This is a genomic window from Pantoea rodasii, from assembly GCF_002095465.1.
GTDB lineage: Bacteria > Pseudomonadota > Gammaproteobacteria > Enterobacterales > Enterobacteriaceae > Pantoea > Pantoea rodasii.
The window spans coordinates 492,814-518,283 of the sequence record NZ_MLFP01000086.1 but is presented as its reverse complement, the minus strand read 5'-3'; the positions used below and the strand labels follow the sequence as shown (position 1 = coordinate 518,283).

The window sequence follows — 25,470 nt, the reverse complement described above, 5'->3', positions numbered from 1 at the left end:
AGATGTTATCGTGCCGCGTTTGCGTTACGCAGCGGCGACGAATGGGGTTCGAATCCCGGCAGGTAGCGCAGTACGGACAAATCATCTGCGGCAATCGCCGGTTTCTGACCGGAAATCAAATCGGCCAGCAACTGACCGGATCCACAGGCCATGGTCCATCCCAACGTTCCGTGACCGGTATTGAGATAGAGATTGGAGAGCGGCGTGCGCCCGACAATCGGTGTACCGTCTGGCGTCATAGGGCGCAATCCGGTCCAGAACGTGGCCTGTTCTACAAAACCACCTTCAGGATAGAGATCGCTGACCACCATCTCCAGCGTTTCACGTCGTGCAGGGGTCAGTTTGGTGTTAAAACCAACAATCTCGGCCATACCGCCCACGCGAATGCGATCGTCAAAGCGCGTTACCGCCACTTTATAAGTCTCATCAAGGATGGTCGATACAGGCGCCGCGTCCGGATTTTTAATCGGGATAGTCAGGGAGTAGCCCTTGAGCGGATAAACGGGGATCGACACGATATCTTTTAGCAGCGCGGTGGAGTAAGAACCAAAGGCCACTACATAGGCATCTCCTTTGATCACCTCATCCCCACACTTCACACCATAGATACGATTGCCCTCACGTAGCAGTTGATCGACGGAAGTATCGTATCGGAAAGTTACACCCGCCGCGGCCGCCATGGCTGCCAGGCGTTGAGTAAACAACTGACAATCTCCGGTTTCATCATTCGGCAAACGCAGGCCGCCGGTGAGTTTGTGTGCGGTCGTGGCCAGCGCAGGTTCCACGCTGTGCAATTGATGCGCTTCCAGCAGTTCATAAGGCACGCCCGCCTCTTTTAAAACAGCGATATCTTTGCTGGCACTCTCGAACTGCTGCTGAGTGCGGAACAGTTGCAGCGTGCCGCCCTGACGCCCCTCGTAGGCGATACCGGTAGCCGCACGCAGGGTTTTCAGGCAATCGCGGCTGTATTCCGCAATCCGCACCATCCGCCCTTTATTTTCCTGATAATGGCGCATGTCGCAATTGCGAAGCATGTTCCACATCCACTCCAGCTGGAATTTGCTGCCATCGAGACGAACGGCCAAAGGCGCGTGGCGCTGGAACATCCATTTCACCGCTTTCAACGGCACACCCGGCGCCGCCCAAGGCGCTGCATAGCCTGGAGAGATCTGACCGGCGTTTCCAGCACTGGTTTCCAGTGCAGCAGTCGGCTGACGATCTATTACGGTGACTTCATGGCCAGCTTGCGCTAGATACCAGGCACTCGCCACCCCGACAACCCCACTTCCAAGAATCACTACGCGCATAAGCCCCTCGCCGCGGCAAAAGCATAATCAACCATGAATATTGCCTGCATTAGCATATCCAGGCATCTGTTTTCATCTTACATTCGACAGCGGTATTTCACATGTTTTTCACCTTTCTGCACACAAAAATCATGAGGCAGTGCAAAAATCAGGATTTTTTATGCCGTAAAACCATTAACCAGCAATTTATTATGCGAAAGGCAGTGCTTTTCGCTAATTTCAGGAGAAAGCGCCGCAGTCATACAATCCACTTATAAACAGAATTTTATGCTGCCATTTCAGTCAAGGCCCGTATTTGTCATTGGCAAAGGCTTAAGCAACGAATTTTCAATGATTTTGTGCCAAAAAAATTCGATTGAGTTCCGGTTTCGGATAAGCGACAGTGGACTATCATTGATGTGTTCGCTCAGTTTTATTGGGCTGTCTTTCTCAGGATGAAGCCTTAAACGATCGTGACAGGTGACAATCCGTTGCCTGCCGCTTGCAAAACAGAGGTGCGCTATGACGACAATCTTTGACGAGCCAACCCGAAGCAGTAAACGACTCAGTGATGGGCCCGACTGGACATTCGAACTGCTCGATGTCTACCTGGCGGAAATTGACCGCGTAGCGAAAAGCTACGGCCTTGACACCTATCCGCATCAAATCGAAGTCATCACCTCCGAACAAATGATGGATGCCTACTCAAGCGTAGGTATGCCGATTAACTATGCGCACTGGTCGTTTGGTAAGAAATTCATTGAAACCGAACAGCGCTATAAGCACGGCCAGCAAGGTTTAGCGTATGAAATCGTCATCAACTCTAATCCCTGTATTGCCTACTTAATGGAAGAGAACACCATGACCATGCAGGCGCTGGTGATGGCACATGCCTGTTATGGACATAACTCTTTCTTTAAGAACAACTATCTGTTCCGCAGCTGGACCGATGCCAGTTCCATCGTCGATTACCTGCTGTTTGCGCGTAACTACATTACTGATTGCGAAGAGCGATTTGGTGTAGAAGAAGTGGAGCGCTTACTCGATTCCTGCCATGCCCTGATGAACTACGGCGTCGATCGCTACAAGCGTCCGCAAAAAATTTCGCTGCAGGAAGAGAAAGCGCGGCAGAAAAGCCGTGAAGAGTATCTGCAGAGCCAGGTGAACACCTTATGGCGTACTCTGCCGCGTAAAGAGAAGGAATCGGTGCACGTTGAAGCCGCGCGCTACCCTTCTGAGCCGCAGGAAAATCTGCTGTATTTTATGGAGAAAAACGCCCCGCTGCTGGAATCCTGGCAACGTGAGGTGCTGCGTATCGTGCGTAAGGTCAGCCAGTATTTTTATCCACAGAAACAGACGCAGGTGATGAACGAAGGCTGGGCAACGTTCTGGCATTACACCATCCTTAACCATATGTATGACGAAGGGAAAGTGTCGGAACGCTTTATGATGGAGTTCCTGCACAGCCACACCAATGTGGTGTATCAGCCGCCGTACAACAGTCAGTGGTACAACGGAATAAACCCTTACGCGCTGGGTTTTGCCATGTTCCAGGATATAAAGCGGATCTGTCAGACGCCAACGGAAGAAGATCGCTACTGGTTCCCGGATATTGCCGGTTCTGACTGGCTGAAAACCCTGCACTTCGCCATGCGCGAGTTTAAAGACGAGAGTTTCATCAGCCAGTTCCTGTCGCCGAAAGTGATGCGTGATTTCCGCCTGTTCACGGTGATGGATGATGACCGCAATAACTTCCTCGAAATTGCTGCGATTCATGATGAAGCGGGCTATCGCGCGATTCGTCAGCAACTGTCGGCGCAATATAACCTGAGTAATCTGGAACCCAACGTTCAGGTCTACAATGTGGATCTGCGTGGTGATCGCTCACTGACGCTGCGTTATGTTCCGCAGCAGCGAGCCCCGCTGGATAAAAGCCGCCGCGAAGTGCTGAAGCACGTGCATCGTCTTTGGGGTTTTGATGTGATTCTGGAACAACAGAATGAAGATGGCAGCGTTGAACTGCTTGACCGCTCGCCAACGCGCGGCCCCGCGCTGTAAAACAAAAAAACCGGACTGTTCAGGTCCGGTTTTCTTTTAACGCTTGCTGGCTAAATCGTCGGGCATGGTTTTTTGCATGCTATGCCAGATCTCACCGCTGCGACGTCCATACTCACGGACGCTGTCGACAATCTGATCCTGCGTGGGATTCACACCACACAAATCCGCCAGCTGGCGGTAGAAGCTGCGTGCCTGCTGACGCGCCTCAGGATTAGAGAAATAGTGGCGACCGACGCGGATATACAGCCCTTTCAAACCATTCAGAATCAGGCCGTAAATAGGGTTGCCTGAAGCAAATGCCAGGCCACGGAACACGCGATAATCGAGTTCGGTATAGGCATCAGCCTTGTCCTCTTCACTCAGTGCGGTTTCCAGCACTTCGCGCGCCTTGTCGGGATGATGACGCAAAGCACGACTGATGAAGATCGAGGCGATATTGGTGCGCACCGACAGCAGGTTATCAATCAGTTGCGGTACGCTATCGTGATCGAGTCGGGCAAGCGTTTCGAGAATATTTAGACCTGAAGTTTCCCAGAAATCGTTAACACGCGTAGGTTTACCGTGCTGAATGGTCAACCAGCCATCACGTGCCAGACGCTGTAAAACCTCACGCAGCGTGGTGCGCGTGACGCCAATCAATTCAGAAAGCTCACGTTCAGCAGGCAGAATGGATCCCGGCGGGAAACGACTGTTCCAGATGCTTTCAATAATATACTCTTCAGCAAATCCTGCGGGGCTTTGCGCCTTAATCACCATAGCATTTATTTCTCGTTGCTTTCTTTGTCGTAATGGCACTCATCATACCAGAGCGGCTATAGCGGAAATAGCCTGGCAACTGATTAAAAGCGCGCGCTGGCGCAAAATTCAGCCGAGTTTTTAAGCTCTCAGGCGTCAACGCACTCGTTTGCGTCGTGCTGACCTTGCACCCCATCCCTTTGATCAGTAAATGCGATTTTTATGGCCTGGATCAGGCTTAAGTCATTTTTGTACATGATTTTTTCCCGTTACCTGGCTGGCACGGTTACGCTTTTGGTTTACACTGCGAAGCATTAACGGTTACAGGATAAGCAATATGTTGCGATATTTGAATCAATGCTCACGAGGTCGTGGAGCATGGTTATTGCTGGCTCTGACAGCACTGGCTTTTGAACTGACTGCACTCTACTTCCAGCATGTCATGGGCCTGAAACCCTGTGTGATGTGCATTTATGAACGTGCCGCGTTGTTTGGCGTGATGGGGGCGGGGATTGTGGGTGCCTTCGCGCCGAAGTCTCTACCGCTGCGTTGGGCAGCTATCGCGATTTGGCTGTATAGCGCTTACAAGGGCTTAATGCTTTCCATTGAACACACCAACATTCAGTTACACCCGAATCCGTTTGTTACCTGTGATTTTGCCGCGCGTTTTCCGAGCTGGCTGCCGCTGGATAAATGGCTGCCATCGGTATTCGTCGCCAGCGGTGACTGTGCCGAACGTAGCTGGACATTCCTGACCTGGAGTATGCCGCAGTGGATGATTGTGATTTTTGCCGCTTATCTGCTGGTTGGTGCACTGGTGTTGATTGCGCAGCCATTTAAACCCAAACGCCGCGATTTGTTCAGCCGTTAATGAAATAAAACAGGCAGCTCGCGCTGCCTGTTATCACTTCAACCGTTACGATCGGGCCGATCGATAATGTGATCTTCCCAGTCACGCACTTCACTCTCACGCACCGCAATAAAACGCACTGAAATACGCTGCGCATGCATCACTTTCTTCGAACCAGCAACCAGCGGATGCCACGCGGGCAACGTTCCCCCTTCGCCTAACAAACGATAGGCACAAGTGCGCGGAAGCCAGTTAAACGTCGTGAGGTTCTCACGCGTGAGTTTGATGCAGTCTTCTTCATACTCAAACCGACGCTCGTAATTACGACACTGGCAGGTTTTGATGTTGAGCTGATTGCAGGCCACGTTAGTGAAGTAGATTTCGTCGGTGTCCGCATCCTGCAACTTGTTCAGGCAGCACTGGCCGCAGCCGTCGCACAGTGATTCCCACTCTGCATCGTCCATTTGGTCAAGGCGTTTTGTCTGCCAGAAAGGTTGTTCAGTCATGATCGCGGTCCGGGTTGTGCAATAAGACCGCACCTTATAAAGGGTTAGGTGCGGTGATGCAAGTTTTACAGTACGCGGGTGGTAATACCGTGACCGGCTAGCGAGATTTCGAGCTTATCGCCAGAACGCATCGGGCCAACACCTTCCGGGGTGCCAGTCAGGATCACATCGCCCGCGCGCAGCGTAAAGTACTGGCTCATGTAGGCAATCAGCGGCAGGATTTTGTGAATCATATCTGCGGTTGAACCGTGCTGGCGGACTTCGCCATTCACCACCAGTTTCAACTCGGTGTCCTGAGGATCGCCGCTAAACTCAGAAACCGGAATGAAGCCAGACAATGGGCAAGAGTTATCGAACCCTTTGGATTTTTCCCATGGCTGCCCGGCTTTTTTCAAACCGGCCTGGACATCACGCAGTGTCAGATCCAACGCCACACCGTAGCCGGCAATCGCCTTCGCCACATGCTCTTCCGTTGCCTGCTTCAACGTCGAACCAATCAACACCGCCAGCTCGACTTCATGGTGCACTTCACCAAAATTAGCTGGGATAGAGAGCGGCTGGCGCAGATCGCACACTGCCGTTTCGGGTTTGATAAACACCACTGGTTCTGTCGGCGTGGCACTGCCCATTTCCTTGATGTGCTTCGCATAGTTGCTGCCCACGCAAACCACTTTGCTGACGGGATAATCCAACAAAGCGCCTTGCCAGTTACGATGCTGATACATGCTATTCCCCTGCATTAGTTGTGTTTGATGCCAGTCTGACTGGCGGATAGGTCAGGTTCAGTGCCGGAACGCGGCAAGCTGAGGAGGATTATATTAGCGGTTTTATGGCGGCAGACGTGGCGGAAATTGTCAAAAGTCGTTAATCAAACACAACAAACTTCATTCTTAACAGAGATTATTGCCCGCAATAAAGCTTTATGGCGGGCAATTAATTAATGCAAATAACACTGAGGATTTTTACAGGATATATTTACAGATGAATCCGAATTAATCTTTTTACCGTGATCAAGGTGAATGTTGAGCAGACTTTCTACCGGTGGTGGGATCTGCAAATAATAGCCATTATCGCTCAAACCTTGCTTAACTTTATTGATATCGGCATTAGCCAGCTTGTCGCGTTTGTCCAGCGACAGCACCATCGCCAGCTGAGGTTTACCGAAGCCGCGCAGCAGTTCTTCCGGTACGCGTGAGAAATCGTCTTTTTTTCAACATAGAGATAAGTTTGCTCACGTTGCGGGCTTCTGTAGATCACACAAAACATATTTTTTACTCGAATTAACTGATGGCGTCACTTGCCTGTATATAGCAGTAACTATAACATGCTTGCAGAACTTCGAATATTGACCGTTTGATGTTAATGATGATTTTATCACTGTACATCTTAGGGTCGTAAAACAGGACTGAGTCAGGACAGATGTCGCAAACGCCAATCGAATTCAAGGGAAGCAGTTTTACCCTGTCAGTGGTTCATCTGCACCATTCACAACCCGAGGTGATTCGTCAGGCGCTGCAGGACAAAATCGACCAGGCACCCGCGTTTTTGCAGAATGCACCGGTGGTGCTCAACGTGTCAGCACTGAACGGTGACATCAACTGGAAGCAGATGCAGCAAGCGGTCATTGCGACCGGCTTACGCATTGTGGGTGTCAGCGGCTGTAAAGATGAAGCCCTGAAAAAGATGATCGCCCGCGCGGGCTTGCCGGTGCTGTCTGAAGGCAAAGAGAATCGCAAGCGTGAAGAAGCGCCCGTGATGGAAGCCGCGCCGCCTGTGATGGCTCCCGTGGCTGAGGCAAGTAAAACCCGCATCATTAATACGCCGGTGCGCTCGGGCCAACAGATTTATGCGCGCAATGCTGACCTCATCGTCACCAATAGCGTCAGCGCAGGTGCTGAGTTGGTCGCAGACGGCAATATTCATATTTACGGCATGATGCGTGGCCGCGCGCTGGCCGGTGCCAGCGGCGAACACGATAGCCAGATTTTTTGTACCAACCTCGCAGCCGAGTTGGTCTCCATTGCCGGGGAATATTGGATGATGGATCAGATTCCGGCGGAATTCTTTGGTAAAGCCGCGCGCCTGTGCCTTAAAGAGGGCGCGCTCACCATTCAGACACTTTATTAGGCCCCTTTTCTTTCGTTAAGGAAATCAACATTTATGGCACGCATTATTGTAGTTACATCGGGTAAAGGGGGCGTTGGCAAGACCACGTCAAGCGCGGCCATCGCAACCGGTTTAGCGCAGAAAGGCAAAAAACTGTCGTTATCGATTTTGATATCGGTCTGCGTAACCTCGATCTGATCATGGGCTGTGAACGTCGTGTGGTGTATGACTTCGTCAATGTTATCCAGGGCGATGCCACACTGAACCAGGCGTTGATCCGCGATAAGCGCACGGAGCAGCTCTATATTCTGCCGGCATCGCAAACCCGTGATAAAGACGCTTTAACCCGCGAAGGCGTGGAAAAAGTGTTGAACGACCTGGCCACGATGGAATTCGATTTCATCGTGTGTGATTCACCAGCAGGTATCGAAACCGGTGCGTTAATGGCACTGTACTTCGCGGATGAAGCCATTATCACCACCAACCCAGAAGTCTCCTCCGTACGAGATTCAGACCGTATCCTCGGCATCATCTCTTCTAAATCGCGTCGTGCTGAAAACAGCCAGGACCCGGTCAAAGAGCATCTGCTGCTGACGCGTTACAACCCGGGTCGTGTGACGCGTGGTGACATGCTGAGTATGGAAGACGTACTGGAAATTTTGCGCATTCCACTGGTGGGTGTCATCCCAGAAGATCAATCCGTGTTACGCGCCTCTAACCAGGGTGAGCCGGTGATCCTCGACGCTAACTCTGACGCCGGTAAAGCTTACTCAGATACCGTAGATCGCCTGCTTGGCGAAGACCGCCCCTTCCGCTTTATCGAAGAAGAGAAGAAGGGTTTCCTGAAACGCCTGTTCGGGGGATAACCAATGGCATTATTAGATTTCTTTTTATCCCGTAAGAAGAACACAGCCAACATAGCCAAGGAAAGGCTGCAGATTATCGTAGCCGAGCGCAGAAGGGGCGACAGTGAGCCCCACTATCTGCCGCAACTGAAGCGCGATATTTTGGAAGTGATCTGTAAGTACGTGAAAATTGACCCGGATATGGTGACCGTTCAGCTGGATCAGAAAGGGGATGATATCTCCATCCTGGAACTTAACGTCACCTTGCCGGAGACGGAAGACGAGCCTAAATGATCGTAGCGGTATCCTGATTTTCCCCTGCGTTATTCGCAGGGGAAAACGTCTGGCTTACAATGCCTGCAGGATTTCATCAATACGTTTTTGCAGTAATTCCCCGCGCCAGCCGGTCAGCAATTCTGGTGTACGGCATCCGCTTTTCAAGCCCCAGTAAACACTCAGCACCTGATTAATCTGACGGCGCGAAGCCAGCAGTTCCTGACTAAAACCCGTCTCTTCACTGACTTGCAGCACCAAAGCTTTCATCGCTTTAAAGGCCTGTTTGTAATGCGGATGGTCGATCAGATTTGGCAGCGGCTGTGGTAACGTTGCTTCATCCTGTTCCTGAGCTTCAGCCACCAGCGCCACCATGCTTTGCCGTGGAAGCGGATTTCGTGACCGTTCAGGCCCAGATGATCCAATTCACCCAAGCTGCCGGGCATAAAGCGCGCCACTTTCCACAAATTCTCTTCACGCACCACAAAGTTCACCGCCATATCTTTCTGACGGGCAATATTCAAACGCCATGCCGCTAAGCGTTGCAGCGCTGCCAGCTGGCGTGGACGCAACTGCCATGCATTGGTGATGTCGCGCCATGCATCCTCTGGCTGCAGGACGTCAAGACGACGCTGGCACAGATTATCGCATTCGCTCAGCGCCGCAGCCATGTTGCCCGCGGCTTGCGTTTGCTCGACTAATTGGTACGCAATCGGCAGAAGATATGCGACATCCGCTGCGGCATAGTCGCATTGTCGCTCGGTGAGCGGGCGCGCCAGCCAGTCAGTGCGGGATTCACTCTTATCCAGCTCGACCTGGTTAAAGTGGTTGACCATCGAGGCGAAGCCCCAGGACAACGGTTGCCCGGCAAAGGCCGCCAGAACCTGGGTATCGACCATCGGGTCAGGCAGGCATTTGAAACGATGCAGGAACACCTCAAGATCTTCGCCGCTGGCGTGCAGGAATTTCGTCACCTGCTTGTCTTGCAACAGCGCGATAAACGGCGTCCAGTCACTGATATTAAGCGGATCGATCAGAACCAGTTGTTCACCATCAAACAGCTGGATCAGTCCCAACTGCGGATAGTAAGTACGAGTGCGCACGAATTCAGTATCCAGCGCCACTGCGTCATGCTGGCGCGCCTGTTCACACATGGCAGCCAACTGACTGTTTTGGTCGATCAAAGTGTAATTCACGTAGTCATTCTCGCTGCGGCACACTTCGCGCAGCGCTCCATGTTAAAAGCAATAAAAACGCCGGACTGTGCCGGCGTTAACCTAAGGGAAAAAGCAGGTTACTGCCCTTCTCGCTTCGCCTCGTCACGCAATTCGCGGCGTAAAATTTTGCCCACGTTGGTCTTCGGCAGCTCATCTCTAAACTCGATAATCTTCGGCACTTTGTAGCCGGTGAGCTGACGGCGGCAGTGATCCAACACTTCCTCTTTAGTGAGTGAGGGATCCTTTTTAACAATGCAAACTTTAACCGCTTCGCCTGAAAGCTCACTCGGTACGCCAATGGCAGCAGCCTCGCGCACTTTCGGATGCTGCATCAGCACATCTTCGATTTCGTTAGGATACACGTTAAAGCCAGACACCAGAATCATGTCTTTCTTACGATCAACGATGCGAATAAAACCTTCACCATCAACGGTAACAACATCACCGGTGTGCAGCCAGCCATTTTTCAACACTTCTTCGGTGGCATCCGGTCGTTGCCAGTAGCCCACCATCACCTGCGGGCCGCGAATACACAGCTCACCCGGCTCGCCGGGAGCGACATCCTTATCTTCGTCATCCACAATGCGCACATCGGTCGAAGGGACAGGAAGTCCGATGCTGCCGGTGTGGCAGGTAATGTCATAAGGATTAACGGACACCAGCGGAGAACACTCGGTAAGGCCATAGCCTTCGAGCAGATAATGGCCGGTAAGTTTTTCCCAGCGCTCGGCCACGGCCTTTTGCACCGCCATTCCGCCACCCGCAGATAAACGCAGAGTGGAAAAGTCGAGCTTATTGAAGTTCTCATCGTTTAGCAGCGCGTTAAACAGCGTATTGACGCCGGTAATCGCCGTGAAAGGAAACTTGCTCAGTTCTTTAACAAAACCCGGAATGTCACGCGGATTGGTGATCAGCAGATTGGTGCCGCCGAGGTCAAGGAACAGCAGGCCGTTTACGGTTAACGCAAAGATGTGGTAAAGCGGCAGTGCCGTGACCACCTGTTCTTTGCCTGCGCGCAGCAGTTTGCCGTACGTGGCTTTGGTCTGCTCCAGGTTAGCCTGCATGTTACCGTGCGTCAGCATCGCGCCTTTGGCAACGCCGGTGGTTCCGCCTGTGTATTGCAGGAAGGCCAGATCGCTGTTGGTCAGCGTCGGACGCTGATAACTCATCTGCGCGCCCTGTTGCAGCGCACTGCGGAACGGCACCGCGCCGGGCAGATGGTATTTCGGCACCAGCTTCTTCACATACTTAACCACGAAGTTGACCAGCGTGGCTTTCACCGGAGCAAGTTGGTCACCCATACGCGTCAGCATCACGTGCTTAATGGACGTTTCAGCGACCACTTTTTCCAGCGTGTGGGCAAAGTTAGAGACGATAACGATCGCACTGGCGCCACTGTCATTCAGCTGATGTTTGAGTTCACGCGGCGTATACAGCGGGTTAACGTTAACCACCACCATGCCAGCACGCAGTACGCCAAACAGCGCCACTGGATACTGCAGCAGGTTTGGCATCATCAGTGCTACGCGGTCGCCCTGCTTGAGGCCCAGACCTTGCTGCAGCCAGGCCGCAAAGTCGCGGCTTTGCTTATCCAGCTGACGATAAGTCATCGGCTGGCCCATATTAATGAACGCCGTGTTATCGGCATACTGCAATGCTGCGTGCTCGAAAAGTTCAACCAAAGAGGTATAACGGTCCGCATTAATCTCCGCAGGAACGTCTGCCGGATAGCGTTTAAGCCAAACCTTATTCAAAGAATCACCCCGACATTCTTGTTGCGTAGCCATCGCCGCCTCTGCAATCAGTGTTGTTAACAATATTTTAACTGATTGTACCAGTTTGCCTGTTTTGGCATTTTCAGGTTGCGAAGCGCATCACTAAATTTCACGCATCGGTTGTGCGCCCAATAAAAAAGCCCGGTCGCGAGCGCCGCGATCGGGCCATTAATTCATGAAGATGGGTTACTCGGTAAGGATGGTTTCCACCTGCGCGGGGCCGGTGTTCATGTTCATCCCCCAATAGGGATTCGGTCCCCAATAACCCGGATGACGGCGCGTCGGGCCATACCAGATCCAGGGATCGATTGGCTGCGGAGGCGTCATCACCTGTTGTGTCAAGTGCCAGCGCTGATAACCGCGCACATCCACCACCACAAAGTTGTAGCTGGCTTTACCAATTTCACCTTTTTCGATGCCTTTGATATTACCCAACACCGTGACGTACTGATTGTTCAGATCCACCGGGTCGACAAAACCGCGAATGTCGGCAAAAATTCGCCCAACCGATGCGGAACCTAAACGCGGCCGCGCACTGTCATCCAGCGGTTGAGTAGCGATCTCCAGGCGCGTGACGCCCGTCAGATTGGTGACTTTCACCACTTTACCGCCGAAACGTGACTCCTGGCCGACATACAGCTGTGGCGCATTCATCACGCGTAATAAATCTTGCTGTGGAAGTTGAGAACTCCCTTTAATGGAATCTGGCACCGAAACGCAGCCGCTGAGCAACAACGCGCAGGCTAACAGAGCGCCAGACATCCCTTTACGACTTATTGGCATAGCACTTCTCCTGTTATTTCTCAGTTAGACTGGGCGCTTACGGAATAGTTGCGTGACGCTTATCGGCCTGGCAACTTTTTCCATGCCACTTCATTACGCAGGTAAACCGGCTCGGCATTTTCCACCGCCACCGACTCATCGCGCTGCCAGGCACTCAACGCCAGCGGCAGCATATCTTCTGCAGCGGGCAGCGTGACTTCAGTACTGACTAAGGTTGCACCAGATGAAGTGAGCAGCTGCGGATAAGCCTGCCAGCCGGTGCCCACGGTTGCCCATTCGCCGTTCAACTCAGCGATGCGTGCCTGGGCGGCTTCTGGTTTGAGCACGGCTTCTGTTTCTGCACCGTGCCATTCACCGTTGGCATCACGCTGATATTCAGCCCAGTAAATTTCACCCATGCGCGCATCGATTGCCGCCAGCACCCGCTCGGCTCCGGTTAAACGCCATGCGCCTTGCGCCATAGTGGTGAGTGAAGACACGCCAATCATCGGTAGATTAGCGCCCAGCGCCAGCCCTTGCGCAATACCAATGCCAATACGCACGCCGGTGAAACTACCCGGCCCACGGCCAAATGCCAGCACATCGAGCGCGGTCAGTTCCAGCTGTTGCGCCTGCAACAGATCTTGAACCAGTGGCAAGATGCGTTGGGTGTGATCGCGCGGGGCGATTTCAAAGCGGGCATCGATCTGCTGCTGATTGAGCAGCGCGGCAGAACAGGCTTCTGTCGCCGTGTCCAGAGCTAAAATTCGGGCGGACATAACAACCTCTGAGAGTCAAAATGGCGCGCATCTTAACACAGCCTGGCAGAAATTACTGATTCTCAGGCTGACGCACAAATGCAATGGCGCGTTGCAGGTCGCGGGTGCGCGGCGTTGGCGGCAAACTGTTGAGGAACAGCCCGCCATAGGGACGAGAAACCAGACGCTGATCGCAGATCACCAGCACGCCACGATCGTCCGTATCACGAATCAAGCGACCAACGCCCTGTTTCAGGGTGATGACGGCATCCGGCAATTGCACATCATTAAAGGGATCGCCGCCGCGTAAACGACAATCTTCCATCCGCGCTTTCAGCAACGGATCTCCTGGCGAGGTAAACGGCAGCTTATCGATAATCACCAGTGACAGCGCATCCCCGCGCACATCAACGCCTTCCCAGAAGCTACTGGTCGCCACCAGCAACGCATTCCCGGCATCGAGAAACTGTTTGAGCAGTTGACCTTTACTGGTTTCACCCTGTAACAGCACCGGCAAAGTCATTGAGGCGCGGAATTCGGCGGCCAGTTCGCGCATCATCTTGTGTGAAGTACACAGGAAGAAGCAGCGTCCTTTATTGGCATCGATCAGCGGTTTCATCATGCGCGCCAGCTGACGGGCTCCGCCGGGTTGATTCGGCTCCGGCATGTTGCGCGGCACACACAGCAGCGCCTGTTGCGTGTAATCGAACGGGCTGTCGAGAATCATGGTGGTGGCTTTATCGACGCCCAATCGGCTGGAGAAATGGCTCATCTGCTCATTTACCGCCAGCGTGGCCGAAGTGAATACCCATGCTGCTTTACGGTTGTCCATCACTTCACGGAAACGCTCGGCCACCGACAGCGGCGTTAGCGCCAGCGTGAAGTGGCGGCTGGTGCATTCATACCAGTAGCTAAAACCAGGTTCATCAATGGCGCGCAGACGTTTAAGGCGAGTGCGATACAGCGCGGCACGTTCAAACGCCGCATCCAACAGCGCCGAGCGCCCCAGCGACAATTTGATAACGTCGTAGCAAAGTTCCAGCGCATCATCCAGCAGAGTCAACATACGCATGATGTTGTTGTCGCTCAGCAGATCGCGCAGGTTACCGCGAAAACCCGGCTCACCGAGCGTTAAGCGGAAATCCTGAGCACATTGCGCCAGTCGATCTGCCGATTTCTGCAGCTGCTGGACGTCACGGACCTCAGTGCGATAGGCAATAATGATGTCTTTGGCGAGATCCTGCAGCTGGCGGCTGGAGAGTTGCTGACCGAAATATTGGCTGGCGATATCGGGTAACTGATGCGCTTCATCGAAGATCATCACATCGGCTTCTGGGATTAACTCGCCAAAGCCGCCCTCTTTAACCACCAGGTCGGCGAGGAACAGATGATGGTTTACCACCACCACATCGGCGTCCATGGCTTTCTTGCGCGCTTTGACCACAAAGCAATCTTTGTACAGCGGGCAGTCACTGCCAAGGCAGTTATCGTTGGTGCTGGTGACAAACGGCCAGATGGGGCTGTCTTCGGCCACGCCGTAACAGCTGCTGACGTCGCCATCCGAGGTTTGATTTGACCAGCTGCGCACGTTAATCAAATCCCCAAGAGCCTGCACCGTCAGATCACCACCGGTTTGATTCTGCTGCTCCAGACGTTCGAGGCATAAATAGTTGGAACGCCCCTTTAGCAAGGCCGTTTTACCGCTGAACTTCAAGGCACGGGCGATGGTGGGCAGATCGCGATTATACAGTTGATCCTGTAAGGCTTTAGAACCGGTCGAGATAATGACCTTTTTTTTCGCACGCAATGCAGGTGCCAGATAGGCATAGGTTTTACCGGTCCCGGTGCCCGCTTCGACCACCAGCTCACCGCCCTTCGTTACCGCTTCCATGACCGCTTGCGCCATTTCACGCTGCGCGGCACGCGGTTTAAAACCTGGAATGGCCTGCGCTAACGCGCCATCAGTTGCAAAATCGTCTGCCACACATCCTCACCGATTGCTCAAAAACACTGTAATTATGTCAGGATTCCCCTGAGGCGACCACAACAGATGACAGCCGCCCATGGGTTATGGCAGGCTAGCGCAGCGAAAATAAAGGAGAACACTATGACCATTACACGTATTGATCCAGCACCCCGCATGTCAGAAGCCGTTGTGCATAACCAGACCGTGTATTACACCAGCGTGCCAGAAAACCTGGATGAAGATGCCGAAGCGCAAACTGCAAACGCGCTGGCGGTAATTGATGCAATTCTGACCCGAGTAGGATCAGACAAAAGCAAAATCCTTGATGCCACGATTTTCCTGGTCGAAAAAGCCGATTTCCCGGCGATGAACCGCGCATGGGATGCGTGGGTATCTCCTGACAACGCGCCGGTGCGCTGCACGGTGCAAGCCGGTTTAATGAATCCAAAATATAAAGTGGAAATCAAAATCATCGCAGCGCTGTAATCCGGTCGGGCGTTATTCGTCTTCTTCGTCTTCTTCGTCGTCTTCGAACATCGCCCGAATTGCTTCACCCTTGTAGTTCTGGCGGATCTCTTGTGCCACCTGCGCAATCGCCTGACCACTTGCCATGCCACCCGCCATCAATTCCTGAATACGTTCCACAGCTTGCTGTTGCTGTTCATGAGATAACGCTGGAAGACCTGTAAACATCATTTGCTCCTGGTGCAAAAGGGGACGCATTATTCCACGCGGAACAAACAGGTGCCAGCACCAAAAAAATATGCCAGGCTAGTTGCCTGCTTGCTGGATTAATTAGCCCGATGATCGTAAAAACCCTGAACCTGAAGTATACGCCGGATACGCTATTGCAGCGCTTTTCTGCACTTGCCCATCGTCCCTGGGCGATGCTGCTTACCTCTGGCCACGCCGACCACGCTGACAATCGCTTTGACATTTTGACGGCCGATCCGCATGCCACGCTCACCACGCGCGGTGAAATGACCGAGATTGAGTGTGACGGCAAGGTGATGCTGTCAGCTGAAGACCCACTGCGCCTGGTTCAGCAACAGTGTGAATCCCTTGGCGTGGCTCCCGCATTTAATGCCGGCTTGCCTTTCCAGGGCGGTGCGCTGGGCTTGTTTGGTTACGATCTTGGACGCCGCTTTGAAAGCTTACCGCAGCGCGCGCAGCAGGATCTCACTACGCCCGACATGGCGGTCGGTATCTATGATTGGGCATTGATCGCCGATCATCATCTACAACAGCTGACGCTTATCTCGTTAACCGATGCCGAACAGCGTTGGCAATGGCTACAGGCGCAAGCTATTCCACGTCCCAACGCCTTTGCGCTCACCAGCGACTGGCAGTCAAACCTCAGTTTTGAACAGTATGCCGAGCGTTTCGACCGTGTTCAGCACTACATTCAGGCCGGTGACTGCTACCAGGTGAATTTGGCACAGCGGTTCCAGGCGAGCTATCGCGGGGATGAATGGCAGGCTTTCCTGCGTCTGAATCGCGACAACCGCGCGCCATTCAGTGCGTTCATTCGCTTGCCTAAAAGTGTGGTGCTGAGCCTGTCACCGGAACGTTTTCTTTCGTTGCAGCAACAAGAGATTGAAACCCGGCCGATTAAAGGCACCCTGCCGCGTTTAGCCGATCCCATCGCCGATGGTTTACAGGCCGAGAAACTCGCTAATGCAGAAAAAGATCGCGCCGAGAATTTGATGATTGTCGATCTGCTGCGTAATGACATTGGTCGGGTAGCCGAACCCGGCAGTGTTAGCGTGCCAGAACTCTTTGTAGTAGAGCCTTTCCCGGCGGTGCATCATTTGGTCAGTACCGTGCGTGCACGTTTGCCGCAGCACCTGACTGCGACCGATCTGCTGCGCGCCTGTTTCCCTGGCGGCTCCATCACCGGCGCACCGAAAATTCGTGCCATGGAAATTATTGAAGAGCTGGAACCGCAACGTCGCAACGCCTGGTGCGGCAGCATCGGGTATATCAGCCTGTGTGGCCGCATGGATACCAGCATCACCATTCGGACGTTAATCGCTGAAAATCAGCATCTTTATTGTGCTGCGGGCGGTGGCGTGGTGGCAGATAGCGATCTGGAACTGGAGTATCAGGAGACCTTTCATAAGGTCAATCGCATTTTGCCCAGTCTGAGTAACGAGGGTTAAATGAGCCTGACGCTGGAACAGTTCCTTAACCGCTTTGTCATGCAACCCCCGCTCAGCGCAGCAAAAAGCGCAATCAGTGGACGCCGTGCGGCGGTGCTGGTGCCGGTGATTGATGGTGCGGAACCCGGCTTGCTGTTGACGCGTCGCTCATCGCATTTGCGCAAGCACGCAGGCCAGGTCGCCTTCCCCGGCGGCATGCAGGATGCCACGGATGCTTCATTGATTCACACCGCATTGCGCGAGGCTGAAGAAGAAGTCGGCATTCAGCCAGATTGGGTAACGGTGGTGGGCGTTTTACCGCCGGTCACCAGCAGCACCGGCTTTGCCGTCACGCCGGTGGTAGGTATCATTCCTGCTGGCCTGCCGCTCAATATTAATCCGGATGAAGTGGAAAGCACCTTCGCCATGCCGTTGGCGGAAGCACTGCGCCTCAGCCGCTACAGTGGGCTCACCTTACGTCGTGGCCATCGCCAGCATCAGGTGTGGTTATCGTGGTATGAGGATTATTTTATCTGGGGCATGACCGCAGGTATCATTCGTGCCTTGAGTCAGCAAATCGCCCTTCCCTGAGTTGCGCACAGTGCGTCACTTCCGCCATAAACTCGATCCACTTCACAACAGCAGAATGGGATAACTATTTCTGTCGATTATAATTAGTTTATTTCATGCGAAAAGCTGCTCGCTCCATCCCGCAGACGATTACTATTAGCCGCATAAACGGCTTCAGCCGTACAGAATAAGATTTGTGAGGAGTGTCACCCGTGATTAGTGTTTTTGACATGTTCAAAGTGGGCATAGGCCCATCCAGTTCACATACCGTCGGTCCGATGAAAGCGGGCAAGCAGTTTGTTGATCTGCTGGCCGAACAGGGCAAGCTGCAAGACGTGACGCGCGTAGCCGTCGACGTTTACGGCTCACTGTCGCTCACGGGTAAAGGACACCATACCGATATCGCCATCATCATGGGGCTGGCCGGTTTTGAGCCCGCCACCGTGGATATCGATAGCATCCCCGCCTTTATTAAAGACGTCGAACAGCGTGAACGCCTGTTGCTGGCCAACGGTGCGCGTGAAGTGGATTTCCCACGCGAAGGCGGCATGGTGTTCCGCAGCGAAAACCTGTCGTTGCATGAAAACGGCATGACGGTTTTCGCCTTTGCCGGCGATCTGTTGATCCTCACCAAGACCTACTACTCCATCGGCGGTGGTTTTATCGTTGATGAAGAGCATTTCGGCCAATCCGTTTTGGATGAAGTCTCGGTGCCGTATGCGTTCAACTCTGCCAAAGAGTTGTTGAGCCACTGCCATGAAAGCGGGTTGTCGCTTTCCGGTTTAGTGATGAAGAATGAGCTGGCGCTGCACAGCCGGGAAGACATTTATGCCTACTTCGGCAACGTGTGGCAAACCATGCAGGCTTGTATCGATCGCGGTTTAAATACCGAAGGCGTATTGCCTGGTCCACTGCGGGTGCCCCGTCGCGCTGCCTCGTTGCGTCGTTTGCTGGTTTCTTCTTCCAAGCACTCCAACGATCCAATGAACGTCATTGATTGGATCAACATGTTTGCCCTGGCGGTCAATGAAGAGAATGCGGCTGGCGGACGTGTGGTCACTGCACCGACCAACGGTGCCTGCGGTATCGTGCCGGCCGTGCTGGCCTACTACGATCACTTTATTGAGACCGTTACGCCGGACATTTTCATTCGTTATTTCCTCGCTTCAGGCGCTATCGGCATTCTGTATAAAATGAATGCTTCGATTTCCGGCGCTGAAGTGGGATGCCAGGGCGAAGTTGGCGTAGCCTGTTCAATGGCCGCGGCGGGTCTGGCCGAATTACTCGGTGGCAGCCCTGAGCAGGTTTGCGTCGCTGCTGAAATTGGTATGGAACACAACCTGGGACTGACCTGCGATCCGGTCGCGGGCCAGGTGCAAGTGCCGTGTATTGAACGTAATGCCATTGCCTCGGTGAAAGCCATTAATGCGGCGCGCATGGCGTTGCGCCGCACCAGCGAACCACGCGTCTCGTTGGATAAGGTGATCGAAACCATGTACGAAACCGGTAAAGATATGAACGCCAAATACCGCGAAACTTCACGCGGCGGTCTGGCGATCAAAGTTCAATGCGACTGATCCGATGCGTTGAAAAAATAATCAGTTAAACTTTTTTCTGCATCTCTCACTACCTCCTCGTGAGTAAACCAGATACATTAATTTGCGCGCGGCCCTTAGTGGCCGCGCTGTTTTTTAGTGCCGTTTTTTTATTAGCCGCACGCTAAACCTGGCCGCCTCAATGCCGATAACCTACACGTTAATTTGGCTTCAATCTTTGTTTTGCAAGGTGGTTACTGATGCTCATTCCCCAGCAATTTGTCGGTCAATTTCGCCGTAAGCGCTTGCTTATTGCGTTAGTGATCGCGGCGCTGGTTCTCATTCTCACGCTGACTTTTCGTTATATCGAAGAGAAATCGCGTATTGAGCAGCAGTCATTGAATTTCGCTACCCGCGCGATTGAACGTTTCGATCGCATGTTCTCCCCCCTCGACGTGTCCGCCAATAACACCCTTGGGCTGGTCGGCGTGCCCTGTGCGCAAGTGCGCTATCCGCTGATCGAGAAGATCTCGTCACTGCAAACCGTCCGCACCATCCTGTTGGTGCAGGATGACAGTATTTACTGTTCCAGTATTTATGGTCCGCGCAATATTCCATTTAGTCAGACCTATCCTGAACTGGCGATTAATAATCAGCGCATGATGCTAACCACCGACAATTACCTGCTGAAAGGCTCGCCGGTATTGCTGCTGTGGACGCCAAAATCGCTGGATAATCGGGATGGCCTGCTGCAGGTGATCAACGTGGAGTTGATGACCAACTATTTGCTGGAACCCCAGCTGCCGTGGGTAGAGCGCGCGATTTTTAACGTCGGCGGACAGAGCCTGGAATACGGCAATCCTCTGATTGAACCCACCGAGCCTTCGGAAGATGAAGTCGCTTACGATCAGTCCTCGCTGCGGTATCCTTTTAGCATCACCTTGTACGGCCCTTCTCCGGCGCGGTTAGCCCTGCATACGCTTCCATCACAGCTCCCGCTCGCCGTGCTGTTGAGTTTACTGATGGGCTATATTGTCTGGCTGGCGACAGCAAACCGCATGAGCCTGAGTTGGCAAATCAGTTATGGCATCACGGCAAATGAATTTATGGTGTATTGCCAGCCGCTGATTAATGCCAAAAGTGGTGAATGTGATGGCATTGAGCTGTTGCTACGCTGGCATAACGCGCGTCAGGGCTGGGTTGCGCCGGATGTATTTATTCCGTTAGCTGAGCGCCAAAATCTGATCGCGCCACTGACGCGTTTCGTGCTGGCAAAAGTCGTTGATGAATTGCCAAACCTGCCACAGTGCTCTTCTTTCCATATTGCGATAAATGTGGCTGCCAGCCATTTCCGCGATCGGGCGATTGTTGAAGACTTACAAAGTATTTGGTGGCCAGCGAACCCTATACCGAAGCTGGTGGTTGAATTAACCGAGCGCGATGCGTTGCCGGTGATCGATCAATCTGTGGTGTCGCAGTTGCATGAGATCGGCGTGCGTCTGGCGATTGATGATTTCGGCACCGGGCACAGTTCCCTCGCCTATCTGAAAGACCTGAAGCCGGACGTGCTGAAAATTGACAAGATTTTCACCGCGGCTATCGGCACAGATGCCATCAACGCCACGGTGACAGATATGGTGATTTCGCTGGCACAGCGTCTGAACATTTCATTGGTGGCTGAGGGTGTCGAAACCGCTGAGCAGGCCCATTATCTGCGGGAGCGCGGCGTGGATCACTTGCAGGGCTATTACTACGCCCGTCCAATGCCGATCGAAGACTTCCCTGTCTGGCTGGAACAGCACCATGCGCATTTGAGGGCCTGATGGTGGGTTGCTGTGTCTGATGTTGGGGTGCTGTGCCTGTGGTGCGTTCCAGCCGGTAAAGGGGGATGTTCCTTAAAGACGGCGTGAATACATCCCTGTAGCCTCGGACGCCGCATCCATGCGGCGTACGCTTTACTCCTCATCCCCTTTTACCGACTTCATGTGGCATTTTTGCGGTCTGTATAACGCTGTCCCTGGAATAGTTCAATCGCGTGGAGCGTTTAACATACTCGTTCATTATCTATTTCTCAGTGAGTGAGTAAAATCTGTCAACGCTATTCAGGACGGTTCGATGCATAAAGAAAAGGCCGACATCATGGATGTCGGCCTTTTTGGTGAAGATTAGCTTAACGCTTAGGCGTCATGCTCTTCATCGTCATGCGGCTTGTCTTTGGTCACACGCACCAAATCAATCCGGTAATCCGTGGCTTCGATGATTTGGAAATGCAGTGGCGGCAAGTCGATGATTTCACCCGGCAGCGGCAGCTGACCTTTCTGGGCAATCAGTAAGCCCGCCAGCGAGGCGTGATCTTCATCGCGATCGACCAGCTCGTGGTGATCAAGCAGCTGCTGCAGCGAGTGCAGGTCGGTCCCACCCTTCACTAACCAGCCATCGCCATCGGCAATGATATCCGGCGTTTCATCTTCATCCGGGAACTCACCGGCAATCGCTTCCAGCACGTCCAGCGGGGTAATCAGGCCCTGCACCACACCAAATTCGTTGGTGACGATAACAAAGCTGCCCTTAGCACGACGTAACACGCCCAGCAGGTTGATCGGGTCCAGCGTTTCCGGCACGACGATGGCTGGCGTGTTCGCCGCAAAGGTCGCCACATCCATGCCGTGCTCCAGTGCCACCAACAGCTCTTTGGCGCGCACCACACCGATGATCTCATCCAGTTCGCCGCGACATACCGGGAACAAACTGTGCGGCGTGTCCAGCAGCTGAATGCGGATTTCATCCAGCGGTCGGGAAACGTCTACCCACGAGATATTGCCACGCGGCGTCATGATGCTGCGGATTGAACGCTGTGACAGCGTCAACACACCGTTGATCATGTAACGTTCTTCGTCCTTAAACGCTTCCTGCGGCATCGCCTGGGCCAGCGACGCTTCCTCATTAGTGGCAGGCTGATTACGCTGGCGACCGCCCATTAAACGCAGAATGGCTTCGGCGGTGCGCTCGCGCATCGGCCGATGTTCCTGATGGCGTATAAAGTTACGTCGCGCAATCTGGTTGAACAGTTCGATAACGATGGAGAAACCAATCGCGGCGTACAGATAGCCTTTCGGGATGTGGAAACCAAAGCCCTCTGCCACCAATGACAAACCGATCATCAGCAAGAAGCTCAGACACAACACCACCACCGTTGGGTGCTCGTTAACAAAGCGCGTCAGCGGTTTTGACGCCAGCAGCATCACACCCATAGCAATGACCACGGCGGTCATCATGACCGGCAAATGGTTCACCATACCGACAGCAGTAATTACCGCATCAAGCGAGAACACCGCATCCAGCACCACAATCTGAATCACCACCGCCCAGAAGCTGGCGTAACCTTTATTACCCTGATGATCCATGCCCCGACTTTCCAGCCGCTCATGCAGTTCCATGGTTCCTTTGAATAACAGGAACAAGCCACCGAACAACAGAATTAAATCTCGTCCGGAAAAACTGAAATCGCCTACGCTGAATAGGGGCCGTGTCAATGTGACGATCCACGAAATCAGCGACAGCAGGCCAAGTCGCATCACCAGAGCGAGTGACAGGCCGATCAGGCGTGCTTTATCACGCTGCTTCGGCGGCAGTTTGTCCGCAAGGATGGCAATGAACACCAGGTTATCAATACCGAGAACGATCTCCAGCACAATCAGCGTCAGTAATCCCGCCCAGATTGAGGGGTCGAAGAGAAATTCCATCAATGACTCCTTACAACACAGAGGGGCGAACGAGATTGAGCCTGCGTCATAAGACGAGACGTGAGGTCGTTAGCAAATAAGGTCACGCTGAAGAGCGTTGAGGTGTGCGCCAGAAAGCGCTGAGAACATGTTGAGCGACGTCGGTGACGGTCCATAAAGGTGAGCTGAAGCCCGATACTCCTGAATATTAAACAGAACGCTAATGTATCAGTTACATCAACAACGTCAAAAAATTTTATTACATTTACATACAACTGCACAAACGCAGGAATAACGAACATAAATGCAATTTTGCAGCGCTACGCTCGAAATAGCTGACAAACATCACATAAATTATTTTTTCGCGCACTAAAATAAATCGCGACCTTACTGCTGTGCAGCGGACAGTTTCGGAATATTTATTGATGCACTCTTCACTTTAGACCAAAACGATCCACCTGAATCAACAACGGTAATTCTCAATGATTCCCGGCATTGCCAGAGAATCTCTCATGCGAACGGAGGTAGCAAGTGACCATTGCTATTGTAATTGGTACACATGGCTGGGCGGCAGAACAGTTGCTTAAGACAGCAGAAATGTTGTTGGGTGAGCAAGAAAATGTCGGATGGATTGATTTCGTGCCCGGCGAAAATGCAGAAACGCTGATCGAAAAGTATCAGGCGAGACTGGCAGAACTCGACACGTCGAAAGGCGTGCTGTTCCTGGTCGATACCTGGGGCGGCAGCCCATTCAATGCGGCCAGCCGCATTGTGGTGGACAAGCCGGATTATGATGTCATTGCCGGCGTCAATATTCCGATGCTGGTTGAGACCTTAATGGGTCGTGATGACAATCCCTCATTCGAAGAACTGATTCACATTGCCGTGGAAGCCGGTCGTGAAGGCGTCAAAGCCCTGAAGACCGAAACGCCAACGCCGGAAGCTGCAGCACCTGTTGCCGCAAAAGCCCCGGTGCAACCGCAAAAACCACTCGGCCCTGGCGAGCATATGAAGATCGGGCTCGCCCGTATTGATGACCGTCTGATTCACGGCCAGGTGGCAACCCGCTGGACCAAAGAGACCAACGTAACACGCATCATCGTCGTCAGTGATGAAGTGGCAAACGATCATGTGCGTAAAACACTGCTGACACAGGTCGCTCCTCCCGGCGTGACCGCTCATGTGGTGGATGTCGCCAAGATGATCCGCGTGTGGAACAACCCGAAATATGGCCGTGACCGCGTGATGCTGCTGTTCACCAATCCTACCGATGTGGAACGCATTGTTGAGCAAGGCGTTGATCTCAAGTCGATCAACATCGGCGGCATGGCGTTTAAGCAGGGTAAAACCCAGGTCAACAATGCGGTATCTGTCGATCAGAAAGACATTGAGGCCTTTCGCAAATTGAACGAACGCGGTATCGAACTGGAAGTGCGTAAAGTCTCGAGCGACCAGAGACTGAAAATGATGGACCTGATTGCCAAGGTCAATCCGTAGTTCGCTTTTGCCTGCGCTGGCGGGCGAATACTTGTGACCTTGCTGAGGAGAAAAGCAATGGAAATAACCACGCTACAAATCATCCTGATATTTATTGTGGCCTGTATTGCCGGGATGGGTTCGATTCTTGATGAGTTCCAGTTCCACCGTCCATTGGTGGCCTGTACTTTGATTGGTGCGGTTCTGGGTGACATGAAAACCGGTATCATCATTGGTGGTACGCTGGAAATGATCGCCCTGGGTTGGATGAACATCGGTGCGGCCGTTGCACCTGATGCAGCGCTGGCGTCAATCATCTCTACTATCCTGGTTATCGCCGGTGGGCAGAGTGTCGGTGCAGGTATCGCACTGGCGATTCCTCTGGCCGCAGCGGGTCAGGTTCTGACCATCATCGTGCGTACCATCACCGTGGCCTTCCAGCACGCAGCCGATAAGGCCGCCGAGAAAGGCAATCTTAATGCCATCAGTTGGATTCACGTTTCCGCGCTGGTGTTGCAGGCGATGCGTATCGCGATTCCGGCGTTGATCGTGGCAATCTCCGTGGGTACCAGTGTGGTACAGGAACTGCTGAGTTCGATTCCAGAAGTGGTGACTAACGGCCTGAATATCGCCGGTGGCATGATCGTTGTCGTGGGTTACGCGATGGTCATCAACATGATGCGCGCAGGCTACCTGATGCCGTTCTTCTACCTCGGCTTCGTCACTGCGGCATTCACCAACTTCAACCTGGTTGCACTGGGCGTGATTGGTGTAGTGATGGCGGTGCTGTATATCCAGCTGGCGCCAAAATATAACCGCACCGCGGGCGCTGCGGCGGCCGGTCCTGCGCACAATGACCTCGACAACGAACTCGACTAGGAACAGGTGA

At 53.0% G+C, this 25,470-nt stretch carries 21 protein-coding genes and 3 pseudogenes; 12 read left to right on the top strand and 12 right to left on the bottom strand.

What is annotated here, in order from left to right; translation table 11 throughout:
• Nucleotides 1-5 precede the first annotated feature (5 nt).
• A complete protein-coding gene (locus HA45_RS25805) occupies nucleotides 6-1,307 on the bottom strand; it encodes a D-amino acid dehydrogenase (RefSeq protein WP_100700684.1) in 1,302 nt (433 codons plus the stop codon).
• A 501-nt stretch (nucleotides 1,308-1,808) separates the two neighbouring features.
• Between HA45_RS25805 and HA45_RS25800 the strand changes: the two genes are divergently transcribed.
• The gene (locus tag HA45_RS25800; protein WP_100700685.1) at nucleotides 1,809-3,344 is read left to right on the top strand and encodes a SpoVR family protein; all 1,536 of its coding nucleotides are present in this window, start codon (nucleotides 1,809-1,811) and stop codon (nucleotides 3,342-3,344) included.
• 36 nt (nucleotides 3,345-3,380) lie between these two features.
• Here the strand turns inward: HA45_RS25800 and fadR are convergent, their stop codons facing one another.
• The gene (gene fadR, locus HA45_RS25795) at nucleotides 3,381-4,100 is read right to left on the bottom strand and encodes a fatty acid metabolism transcriptional regulator FadR (protein WP_100700686.1); all 720 of its coding nucleotides are present in this window, start codon (nucleotides 4,098-4,100) and stop codon (nucleotides 3,381-3,383) included.
• Nucleotides 4,101-4,416: 316 nt separating this feature from the next.
• On the opposite strand from fadR, the gene dsbB reads away from it, so the two are divergent.
• Complete coding sequence (dsbB, locus tag HA45_RS25790; RefSeq protein ID WP_100700687.1) at nucleotides 4,417-4,950, top strand: disulfide bond formation protein DsbB; 534 nt, start codon at nucleotides 4,417-4,419, stop codon at nucleotides 4,948-4,950.
• Between the two features lie 38 nt (nucleotides 4,951-4,988).
• Here the strand turns inward: dsbB and ycgN are convergent, their stop codons facing one another.
• The 3 genes and pseudogenes from ycgN to HA45_RS25775 all read right to left on the bottom strand — a co-directional run bounded on the left by ycgN (nucleotide 4,989) and on the right by HA45_RS25775 (nucleotide 6,701).
• The gene (gene ycgN, locus HA45_RS25785) at nucleotides 4,989-5,435 is read right to left on the bottom strand and encodes a cysteine cluster protein YcgN (protein ID WP_100700688.1); all 447 of its coding nucleotides are present in this window, start codon (nucleotides 5,433-5,435) and stop codon (nucleotides 4,989-4,991) included.
• A gap of 65 nt (nucleotides 5,436-5,500) precedes the next feature.
• Nucleotides 5,501-6,160 carry a fumarylacetoacetate hydrolase family protein gene (locus tag HA45_RS25780; protein WP_100700689.1) on the bottom strand — a complete coding sequence of 220 codons (660 nt, stop codon included), beginning with the start codon at nucleotides 6,158-6,160 and terminating at the stop codon, nucleotides 5,501-5,503.
• 212 nt (nucleotides 6,161-6,372) lie between these two features.
• Nucleotides 6,373-6,701, bottom strand: a pseudogene (locus HA45_RS25775) (YcgL domain-containing protein).
• 153 nt (nucleotides 6,702-6,854) lie between these two features.
• Here HA45_RS25775 and minC point away from each other — a divergent pair.
• The 3 genes and pseudogenes from minC to minE all read left to right on the top strand — a co-directional run bounded on the left by minC (nucleotide 6,855) and on the right by minE (nucleotide 8,680).
• Nucleotides 6,855-7,562, top strand: a complete 708-nt coding sequence (gene minC / locus HA45_RS25770) for a septum site-determining protein MinC (RefSeq protein ID WP_100700691.1) — start codon at nucleotides 6,855-6,857, stop codon at nucleotides 7,560-7,562.
• A 33-nt stretch (nucleotides 7,563-7,595) separates the two neighbouring features.
• Nucleotides 7,596-8,407, top strand: a pseudogene (minD, locus tag HA45_RS25765) (septum site-determining protein MinD).
• Between the two features lie 3 nt (nucleotides 8,408-8,410).
• Nucleotides 8,411-8,680, top strand: coding sequence for a cell division topological specificity factor MinE (gene minE / locus HA45_RS25760; protein WP_100700693.1), 270 nt, complete (start codon nucleotides 8,411-8,413; stop codon nucleotides 8,678-8,680).
• 54 nt (nucleotides 8,681-8,734) lie between these two features.
• Here minE and rnd read toward each other — a convergent pair.
• The 5 genes and pseudogenes from rnd to yoaA form a co-directional block, all read right to left on the bottom strand.
• Nucleotides 8,735-9,855: pseudogene (rnd, locus tag HA45_RS25755) on the bottom strand (ribonuclease D).
• 98 nt (nucleotides 9,856-9,953) lie between these two features.
• Nucleotides 9,954-11,630: a long-chain-fatty-acid--CoA ligase FadD gene (fadD, locus tag HA45_RS25750; RefSeq protein WP_128599114.1), complete on the bottom strand. Its 1,677-nt coding sequence runs from the start codon at nucleotides 11,628-11,630 to the stop codon at nucleotides 9,954-9,956.
• 207 nt (nucleotides 11,631-11,837) lie between these two features.
• Nucleotides 11,838-12,434, bottom strand: coding sequence for a Slp family lipoprotein (locus HA45_RS25745; RefSeq protein WP_100700695.1), 597 nt, complete (start codon nucleotides 12,432-12,434; stop codon nucleotides 11,838-11,840).
• Between the two features lie 59 nt (nucleotides 12,435-12,493).
• Entirely contained in the window at nucleotides 12,494-13,192 is a 699-nt protein-coding gene (gene tsaB, locus HA45_RS25740) for a tRNA (adenosine(37)-N6)-threonylcarbamoyltransferase complex dimerization subunit type 1 TsaB (protein ID WP_100700696.1), read from the bottom strand.
• Nucleotides 13,193-13,244: 52 nt separating this feature from the next.
• Nucleotides 13,245-15,155, bottom strand: coding sequence for a DNA repair helicase YoaA (gene yoaA, locus HA45_RS25735; protein WP_100700697.1), 1,911 nt, complete (start codon nucleotides 15,153-15,155; stop codon nucleotides 13,245-13,247).
• A 123-nt stretch (nucleotides 15,156-15,278) separates the two neighbouring features.
• Between yoaA and HA45_RS25730 the strand changes: the two genes are divergently transcribed.
• On the top strand, nucleotides 15,279-15,623 hold the full coding sequence (locus HA45_RS25730) for a RidA family protein (RefSeq protein ID WP_100700698.1): 345 nt from the start codon (nucleotides 15,279-15,281) through the stop codon (nucleotides 15,621-15,623).
• A 12-nt stretch (nucleotides 15,624-15,635) separates the two neighbouring features.
• On the opposite strand, the gene HA45_RS25725 is transcribed toward HA45_RS25730, so the two are convergent.
• Complete coding sequence (locus HA45_RS25725; protein WP_100700699.1) at nucleotides 15,636-15,830, bottom strand: YoaH family protein; 195 nt, start codon at nucleotides 15,828-15,830, stop codon at nucleotides 15,636-15,638.
• Nucleotides 15,831-15,940: 110 nt separating this feature from the next.
• Here HA45_RS25725 and pabB point away from each other — a divergent pair, with 110 nt between their 5' ends.
• The 4 genes from pabB to HA45_RS25705 all read left to right on the top strand — a co-directional run bounded on the left by pabB (nucleotide 15,941) and on the right by HA45_RS25705 (nucleotide 21,206).
• On the top strand, nucleotides 15,941-17,299 hold the full coding sequence (gene pabB / locus HA45_RS25720; protein WP_100700700.1) for an aminodeoxychorismate synthase component 1: 1,359 nt from the start codon (nucleotides 15,941-15,943) through the stop codon (nucleotides 17,297-17,299).
• Nucleotides 17,300-17,869: a CoA pyrophosphatase gene (locus tag HA45_RS25715; RefSeq protein WP_100700701.1), complete on the top strand. Its 570-nt coding sequence runs from the start codon at nucleotides 17,300-17,302 to the stop codon at nucleotides 17,867-17,869.
• 191 nt (nucleotides 17,870-18,060) lie between these two features.
• Nucleotides 18,061-19,425 (top strand): L-serine ammonia-lyase, encoded by a 1,365-nt coding sequence (locus tag HA45_RS25710; RefSeq protein WP_100700702.1) that lies wholly within the window; start codon nucleotides 18,061-18,063, stop codon nucleotides 19,423-19,425.
• 218 nt (nucleotides 19,426-19,643) lie between these two features.
• A complete protein-coding gene (locus HA45_RS25705; RefSeq protein ID WP_100700703.1) occupies nucleotides 19,644-21,206 on the top strand; it encodes an EAL domain-containing protein in 1,563 nt (520 codons plus the stop codon).
• 354 nt (nucleotides 21,207-21,560) lie between these two features.
• Here the strand turns inward: HA45_RS25705 and HA45_RS25700 are convergent, their stop codons facing one another.
• Nucleotides 21,561-23,126, bottom strand: a complete 1,566-nt coding sequence (locus HA45_RS25700; protein ID WP_100700704.1) for a TerC family protein — start codon at nucleotides 23,124-23,126, stop codon at nucleotides 21,561-21,563.
• 510 nt (nucleotides 23,127-23,636) lie between these two features.
• Here HA45_RS25700 and manX point away from each other — a divergent pair.
• Together manX and HA45_RS25690 are read left to right on the top strand one after the other, a co-directional pair.
• Nucleotides 23,637-24,602: a PTS mannose transporter subunit IIAB gene (manX, locus tag HA45_RS25695; RefSeq protein ID WP_100700705.1), complete on the top strand. Its 966-nt coding sequence runs from the start codon at nucleotides 23,637-23,639 to the stop codon at nucleotides 24,600-24,602.
• A 57-nt stretch (nucleotides 24,603-24,659) separates the two neighbouring features.
• The gene (locus HA45_RS25690; RefSeq protein ID WP_100700706.1) at nucleotides 24,660-25,460 is read left to right on the top strand and encodes a PTS mannose/fructose/sorbose transporter subunit IIC; all 801 of its coding nucleotides are present in this window, start codon (nucleotides 24,660-24,662) and stop codon (nucleotides 25,458-25,460) included.
• Nucleotides 25,461-25,470 lie beyond the last annotated feature (10 nt).